The sequence below is a fragment of the Candidatus Accumulibacter phosphatis genome (assembly GCF_012939955.1).
GTDB lineage: Bacteria > Pseudomonadota > Gammaproteobacteria > Burkholderiales > Rhodocyclaceae > Accumulibacter > Accumulibacter delftensis.
Window position 1 is genome coordinate 23,236 of the sequence record NZ_SPMY01000009.1, and the last position, 6,751, is coordinate 29,986.

The following is a 6,751-nucleotide window of genomic DNA, read 5'->3' on the forward strand; positions in this document are numbered from 1 at the left end:
GTCGGCACGTGCACAAGGCTTTGTTCCAGACGCTGCAATCCGTTGCCTTTGCCGAAATCAGCGTCTCTGGACGAGTGATTTCGGCAAACGACGGCTTTTACGTTCTGCTGCAACATTCGTCCGGCAGCGTCGCGGGCGTGGACGATGTCGGCCAGTACTTCAGCAATCCGCCCTTCGCCGAACTTGTCGCCAGCGTGCAGCGCGCAGCGCGCGGCGAAGTCGTGCACCAGGGACTGCTCACTTTTCTTGACCAAAGCGGCGAGCCGCACTCTTTGCTGGCCAGGGTCTTTCGCCAGGGTGATCATCTGGCGCTGCTCGCCGAGCACGACGTCGGCGAGAATCGACGCCTGCTGGCGGCGGTGTTGAGCCTCAACGACGAGCTTGCCGAGCAGCAGCGCGTGCTGGCGCGGGCGAATCGCCAGCTGGCCGCCGAAAAGGCCGAGCAGCAGCGCCTGCTGCACGAGCTGGCGGCTGCGCAGGCGCATCTGGTGCAGTCCGCGCAGCTGGCCTCCGTCGGCCAGCTGGCGGCCGGCGTTGCGCACGAGATCAACAACCCCATTGGTTTCGTGCGCGCCAACCTGGCGACGCTCGGCAGCTATGTCGATGATCTGCTGGCTATCGTCGATGCCTATGCGGCCGGCGAAGCGCTGCTTGCCCGCGACGCCGCGCTGCTGGCGAGCGTCCAGGCCTTGTGCCTGCGTTGCGATCTGGATTTCGTCCGCGCTGACGCGGCCGTGCTGGTCGCCGAGTCGGTCGCCGGTGTCGCGCGCGTCGCGCGCATCGTCACTGACCTCAAGGATTTTTCGCGCATCGACGAGTCCGAATGGCAGCTCGCCGACCTGCACGCCTGCCTGGAAAGCGCGCTCAATGTCGCCAGCCATGCCTTGCGGCAGGTGGCGGTCGTTCGTCAGTATGGTGTGCTGCCCACCCTCTACTGCTGCCCGAGTCAGCTCAGCCAGGCGTTCATGAACCTGCTGGTCAATGCCATCCAGTGGCTGGACCTGTCCAGACCGGGGCAGATCTGCCTGCGCAGCGGTCAACTCGGCGATCAAGCCTGGATCGAAATCGAGGATAACGGGCAGGGCATCGCGGCGGCGAACCTACAGCGCATTTTCGACCCCTTCTACAGCACCCGAGCGATCGGTGCCGGCACCGGACTCGGACTGTCGTCGGCGTGGGGAATCGTCAGTCGGCACGGCGGCCGCATCGAGGTGCGCAGCGAGCCTGGAGCGGGGAGCTGCTTCCGCGTTTGGCTGCCCGTCTCGCGGACAGCCAGCGAGTAAGTCCTTGGACAGAAGTCGCCTTGGTTCTCGCTGAGGATGGTCACTTGCTCCCGTTCGAGCACGAATTCAAAGGCCGCGACGAAGGCGCACATCCCGGGCTTTGCCGCGTCCCGCTGGTGAGGCCGGTGATCAGAGGCAATATCGCCGTGATCAGCAAAGGCAACAGCACCTTGTCGCCGGCGGCGAAGGTATACTTTCCTCTGCTGATGACCGAAAAAGGGGCGATGGGACCATCATGACTGCACTGATTCTAGGGCTGGTGATCTTTCTCGGTGTGCATTCGGTGCGCATCTTCGCCGACGACTGGCGCAGCGGGGTGCGTGCGCGCATCGGCGCGAACGCCTGGAAAGGCGGCTACTCGCTGCTCTCTCTGTTCGGCTTCGGGCTGCTGGTCTGGGGTTATGGCCAGGCGCGGCTCGATCCCGTGCTGCTGTGGACGCCGATGATCGGGACGCGCCACTTCGCGGCACTCCTGATGCTGCCGTCGTTCATCCTGCTGGTCGCTGCCTACGTGCCGCAAAACGGCATCAAGGCACGGGTGCACCACCCCATGGTGCTGGCCGTCAAGGTCTGGGCGCTGGCGCACCTGCTGGCCAACCACACGCTGGCTGACCTGCTTCTCTTTGGCAGCTTGCTGCTCTGGTCGGTGCTCGATTTCCGCTCGTCAAGGCAGCGCGATCGCGCTGCCGGCACCGTCTATCCGGCCGGCACCCAGGCCGGCACGGTGGTCACGGTGGCGGTGGGGGCAGTGGCCTGGGCAGTGTTTGCATTTTGGGCGCACGCCTGGCTGTTTGGCGTGCGACCGTTCGGCTGAAGCGCCTGCGCTTAGGGCATAGGGAGTCGCAACCGATTCCATTCTGCCCACCAGCGAGGTTCTGCCAAACCGCTCAGAAGCGGTGGGAGACGGTAAGCCCGATCGCCGGTGCGCTGTTGTACTCGTCGCTATAGACGTCGTGGCCGCCGGAGTTACTGACCGTCAGCTTGCCGTTGACGAATCCCGCCGCATAGAAGTCGGCGCGGGTCGCTTTGTCGAAGCTGTACGAGAGCCGCGCGAAGAGTGGAATGAAGCGGTTTTCGCCAATCCCGCCGGGCACCGCACCGTCTTCTTTCAGACGAAAGCGGTACGAGCGGTAGGAGCCGCCACCGCCGATTTCCCAGCGCTCGGAAAGCGCGTAGGCGAGCTCCAGTCCAGCGCCGCCTGCCGGTCCTGCCTGTAGCGGGTTGCCCAGACGCAGACGGTCGCTGATCTTCCAGTTGACGAGCACGAAGGGAAAAACCTTGTTTTCGTCGATCTGGCGAAAGACGCCCAGGCCGAAGCCGAGCACGAGATCCGGAGAGAAAGTCCGGGTGGCGGTGAGCAGCGCGCCGTAGTTCAGCGAGTCGCTGGCTTTGGCGCCGGATTCGCCGCTCCACTCGACACTTGGGTTGAAGCCCAGTCGCCAGTCGGGAGCGATGGCGTAGGAGAGATTCAGGCCGACCAGCGGCGCGTTCAGTCGCGACCACGGCGCCTGGCCGCCGAAGGCCGCTGGCTTGTCCCAGTTCCAGTCCTGATAGTCGTAGCGCAGGCTGAAGCCGGCAGCGACCTGCGGCGTGAACTGACGGGTGACGTTGCCGCCGATTTGCACCCCGGCCCAGTCAAAACTGCCACTGTGATCGAGGTCGGTGTCGAATTGATTGATGCCGGTGATCGATCCCGAAGCCCTCACCTCGCCAGGCTGCAGGCCCTGCGCGAAAACCGGGGTGGCAAGGAGTGCAGCTGCGATCAGCGCGGTCAGGCCAACGACTGAGGTGGTGGGGCGATACGGCATTTGGGTGGCTCCGATGGTGGGAAGGATAAAACCGCGGCAATCAGGCGGCCTACTCGATGCTGCGCATGTCCCGGTGGAAGGCGCCAATCACCGCATCGCCGGGCGTTCCCGGGAGTCAGTAGATTGACAGGAAATTTATTGTGCCTAGGACGTGGCATGTATATCTAGCCAGATAGTAGCCGATATAGCGCCTTGTTGCCACTTCTTGTGTATTATTGTCCAGGACAATAACGATTTAAGAGTGAGGTTCTAGAGATGAGCTACTTGCCGCTTCCAACCGCCGCTCGCCATTGCCGGGCGGGTCTGTTGCTACTTTTGCTGTTTGGATTGGGTGCCTGTTCAACAGCACCACCCGCCGGCATGACCCCAGTGACGCCCTTCGATCTGACGCGCTACGAAGGGAAGTGGTTCGAGCTGGCGCGGCTTGACCATTCGTTTGAACGTGGGCTGAGCGATGTCAGTGCCACCTATCGCGCGCAGCCGGATGGCAGTGTCGAAGTGATCAACCGCGGCTACGATAGCGAGCGCAAGGACTGGCAGCAGGCAGTTGGGCGAGCCCTGTTCACGGGTGATCCGAATCGTGGCTCGCTCAAGGTGTCGTTCTTCGGGCCCTTCTACGGTGGCTACCATGTCGTCGCTCTGGACCAGCAGCACTACCGCTGGGCGATGGTCGTCGGGCCGAATCGTGACTATCTCTGGATACTGGCTCGGGACAAGCGCCTGTCTACGGAGGTTCGTGATCGCCTGCTCAGCCAGGCAAGGGGGCTGGGGCTCGACGTCGAGCAGTTGATCTGGGTCGATCAGACGCGCCAGGATGGCTAGTTGTGCGGGCAGGCATTTTCAGCGTGACGGCAAGTAGAGAGGTCCAGATCTGCTTCGGCCCCGAAGCGGAGGCTGCTTCAGCAGCGCTTTTCCAGGGATCTGCGCAGCGCGACCACTTCATCGTTAAGGCGGCGGATCTCGGTCATCACCTCGTGGTGCTCGTTGTCCACCAGCTCGCGGGTTTCTTCCTGCTCGGCGTGTCCGGTGACGCTCATCGCATCGACGACAATGGCGATGAACAGGTTGAGCACGGCGAAGGTGGTGAGCAGGATGAAAACGATGAAGAACAGCCAGGCCTGCGGATAGACCTCCATCACCGGGCGCACGATTCCCATCGACCACGATTCCAGGGTCATCACCTGGAACAGGGTGTAGAAGGATGCGCCGATACTGCCGAACCAGTCCGGGAAGGCGTCGCCGAACAGCTTGGTGCTCATCACGGCGGCGACGTAGAAGACCAGCAGCAGCAGCGCCAATACCGAGACCATCCCCGGAACTGCCTTGAGCAGGGCGTCTACTACCTTGCGCATCGACGGCACCACCGACACCAGCCGCAAGGCGCGCAGAATTCGTAGCGCACGCAAGACCGAAGCCCCCTCGCCGAAGGGGGCGATGGTGATGCCGACGATCAGGAAGTCAAAAACGTTCCAGCCTGCACGGAAAAAAACGCAGGCGATAAACCACCAGCTTGGCAAGGATTTCGGCAACGAAGATGGCCAGCGCCGCGCGGTCGACAACGAACAGCAGGCCGCCAGCGATGTTTATTGCCGAGGGCCAGGTTTCCAGACCAATGGTGATCGCGTTGATCACGATCACCGTGATGATGAAGTTCTGGAAGGTTCCGGATTCGATGATTGATTGGAGCTTGTGCATGCGGCGGAATCGTGTCATGGATGATCGAGCGGCGAATTTTACCAGTGCCAGCGAGAGGAAATGTCGATGATAGTCGCCGCCGCGCGTGGCCGGACCGTGATCGCCGCTGCCTGGTGGACACCTTCCTCGCGACGGTCATGACATGTCGAGACTCCCCTGATCATGCCAGTCATGACCGTTTCCCTCTTCCCCAGGCCCTTCTCCCGCAGGGGGAGAAGGGAGCCTCGCGAGTCGCTTGGCGCGACTTTCACATTCAGGCGCTTGCCGTCGGTCACGGACCTGCGGACAATGCCCCTTCTGCCTTTACCGATGACCCGAGCGAAGAGATGAGCCTCGACTACGCCACCCTCGATCTGCTGCGCCAGAATCATCCGGCCTGGCGGCTGCTGCGCTCGGATCATGCCCCGCTGGTGGCGAGTTTTCTGCAGCGCGTGTTCGTCGTGCCGAATGTGCGGGTAATGGCGCAGGCGGATCTGGCCGAAGCCCTGGAGGACGAGCTGTTCGCGCTACGCGATCGCTGCGGCGCCGAGCTGTTCCCGAAAGCGGCGCTCGACTACCTCAACGACTGGGCGGCCAACGACAAGGGCTGGTTGCGCAAGTTCTACGCGCAGGGCTCGGACGAACCGCACTTCGACCTCACGCCGGCCACCGAGAAGGCCATCGCCTGGCTCGACACGCTCGCCGCGCGCAGTTTCGTTGGTACCGAGTCGCGCCTGCTGACCCTCTTCGAGTTGCTCAAGCAGATGAGCGAAGGCAGCGAGACCGACCCGCAGACGCGCATCGCCGAGTTGCAGCGCCGCCGCGACGACATCGACGCCGAGATCGCGCGCGTGCTGTCGGGCGACATGCCGATGCTCGACGACAGCGCCCTGCGCGACCGCTTCCAGCAGTTCGTCGCCATGGCGCGCGAGCTGCTCACCGACTTTCGCGAAGTCGAGCACAATTTCCGCGGCCTCGACCGCCGCGTGCGCGAGCGCATCGCGCTCTGGGAAGGCGCCAAGGGCGCCCTGCTCGAAGAGATCATGGGCGAGCGCGACGCCATTTCCGACTCCGACCAGGGTCGCAGCTTCCGCGCCTTCTGGGATTTCCTGATGTCGAGCAGCCGCCAGGAGGAACTCTCGGCCTTGCTCGAACGGGTGCTGACCCTGCCCGCAGTGGCTGAACTGCGGCCCGACGCACGCACGCGCCGAGTGCACTACGACTGGCTCGAAGCCGGCGAGCACACGCAGCGCACCGTCGCCCAGCTGTCACAGCAGTTGCGCCGTTTCCTCGACGACCAAGCCTGGCTGGAAAACCGCCGCATCATGGACATCCTGCACGGCATCGAAGCCAAGGCTCTCGCCGTGCGCGAGACACCGCCGCCGGCAAACGACGTGATGAGCATCGCCGACACCGCGGCGGCCATCGAGCTGCCCATGGAGCGACCGCTGTACACGCCACCGATCAAGCCGTCGATCGCCGACCTGGCGATCGAGGCCGGCGATGAAGACGTCGACGCCGCAGTGCTGTTCTCGCAAGTGGTCGTCGACCGCGCGCAGCTCGCCCGGCACATTCGCCAGGCTTTGCAGGGCCGCTCGCAGGTGACCCTGCGCGAGCTCTGCGCAACGCGTCCGCTCGAACACGGCCTTGCCGAGCTGGTCGCCTACCTGCAACTCGCCGGTGACAGCTTCAAGAGCGTGATCGACGAAGACGTCAGCGAGCTGATCGTCTGGCGTGGTGCGGGGCCCGACGGCAAGGAGTTCTCGAAGCAGGCGCGGCTGGCGCGGGTGATCTTTGTCAGCGGCTAACGGTCATGACTTGTCGAGATACACCCGATCATGAAAGTCATGACCGTTACCTCTCTTCCCCTGCCCCTTCTCCCGCAAGGGGAGACGGGAGTTTCGTGAGTCGCTTGCGCGACTTTCACATTAACGGTCATGACACGTGGAGACACCCCAAATCATGAAAGTCATGACCGTTACCCTC

6 protein-coding genes and 1 pseudogene are annotated in these 6,751 nt (G+C 63.4%); 5 read left to right on the forward strand and 2 right to left on the reverse strand.

The annotated features are described in order from the left end of the window. The first annotated feature begins 8 nt into the window (after nucleotides 1-8). The 3 genes from E4Q23_RS03370 to E4Q23_RS03380 are packed head-to-tail and all read left to right on the forward strand — an operon-like array spanning nucleotide 9 to nucleotide 2,097. Nucleotides 9-1,283, forward strand: a complete 1,275-nt coding sequence (locus E4Q23_RS03370; protein WP_336511592.1) for an ATP-binding protein — start codon at nucleotides 9-11, stop codon at nucleotides 1,281-1,283. Between the two features lie 44 nt (nucleotides 1,284-1,327). After that, complete coding sequence (locus E4Q23_RS03375) at nucleotides 1,328-1,522, forward strand: hypothetical protein (protein ID WP_169065321.1); 195 nt, start codon at nucleotides 1,328-1,330, stop codon at nucleotides 1,520-1,522. Then, on the forward strand, nucleotides 1,519-2,097 hold the full coding sequence (locus E4Q23_RS03380) for an NnrU family protein (RefSeq protein WP_169065322.1): 579 nt from the start codon (nucleotides 1,519-1,521) through the stop codon (nucleotides 2,095-2,097). Before E4Q23_RS03375 ends, E4Q23_RS03380 begins: the two co-directional genes overlap by 4 nt. 73 nt (nucleotides 2,098-2,170) lie before the next feature. Here the strand turns inward: E4Q23_RS03380 and E4Q23_RS03385 are convergent, their stop codons facing one another. Then, a complete protein-coding gene (locus E4Q23_RS03385; RefSeq protein WP_169065323.1) occupies nucleotides 2,171-3,091 on the reverse strand; it encodes a hypothetical protein in 921 nt (306 codons plus the stop codon). A 255-nt stretch (nucleotides 3,092-3,346) separates the two neighbouring features. On the opposite strand from E4Q23_RS03385, the gene E4Q23_RS03390 reads away from it, so the two are divergent. Beyond that, entirely contained in the window at nucleotides 3,347-3,913 is a 567-nt protein-coding gene (locus E4Q23_RS03390; RefSeq protein WP_169065324.1) for a lipocalin family protein, read from the forward strand. Nucleotides 3,914-3,990: 77 nt separating this feature from the next. Here E4Q23_RS03390 and E4Q23_RS03395 read toward each other — a convergent pair. Further along, a pseudogene (locus E4Q23_RS03395) lies at nucleotides 3,991-4,786 on the reverse strand (ion transporter). A 326-nt stretch (nucleotides 4,787-5,112) separates the two neighbouring features. Between E4Q23_RS03395 and E4Q23_RS03400 the strand changes: the two are divergent. Continuing rightward, nucleotides 5,113-6,573 carry a DUF3375 domain-containing protein gene (locus E4Q23_RS03400; RefSeq protein ID WP_169065325.1) on the forward strand — a complete coding sequence of 487 codons (1,461 nt, stop codon included), beginning with the start codon at nucleotides 5,113-5,115 and terminating at the stop codon, nucleotides 6,571-6,573. Nucleotides 6,574-6,751: the final 178 nt, after the last annotated feature.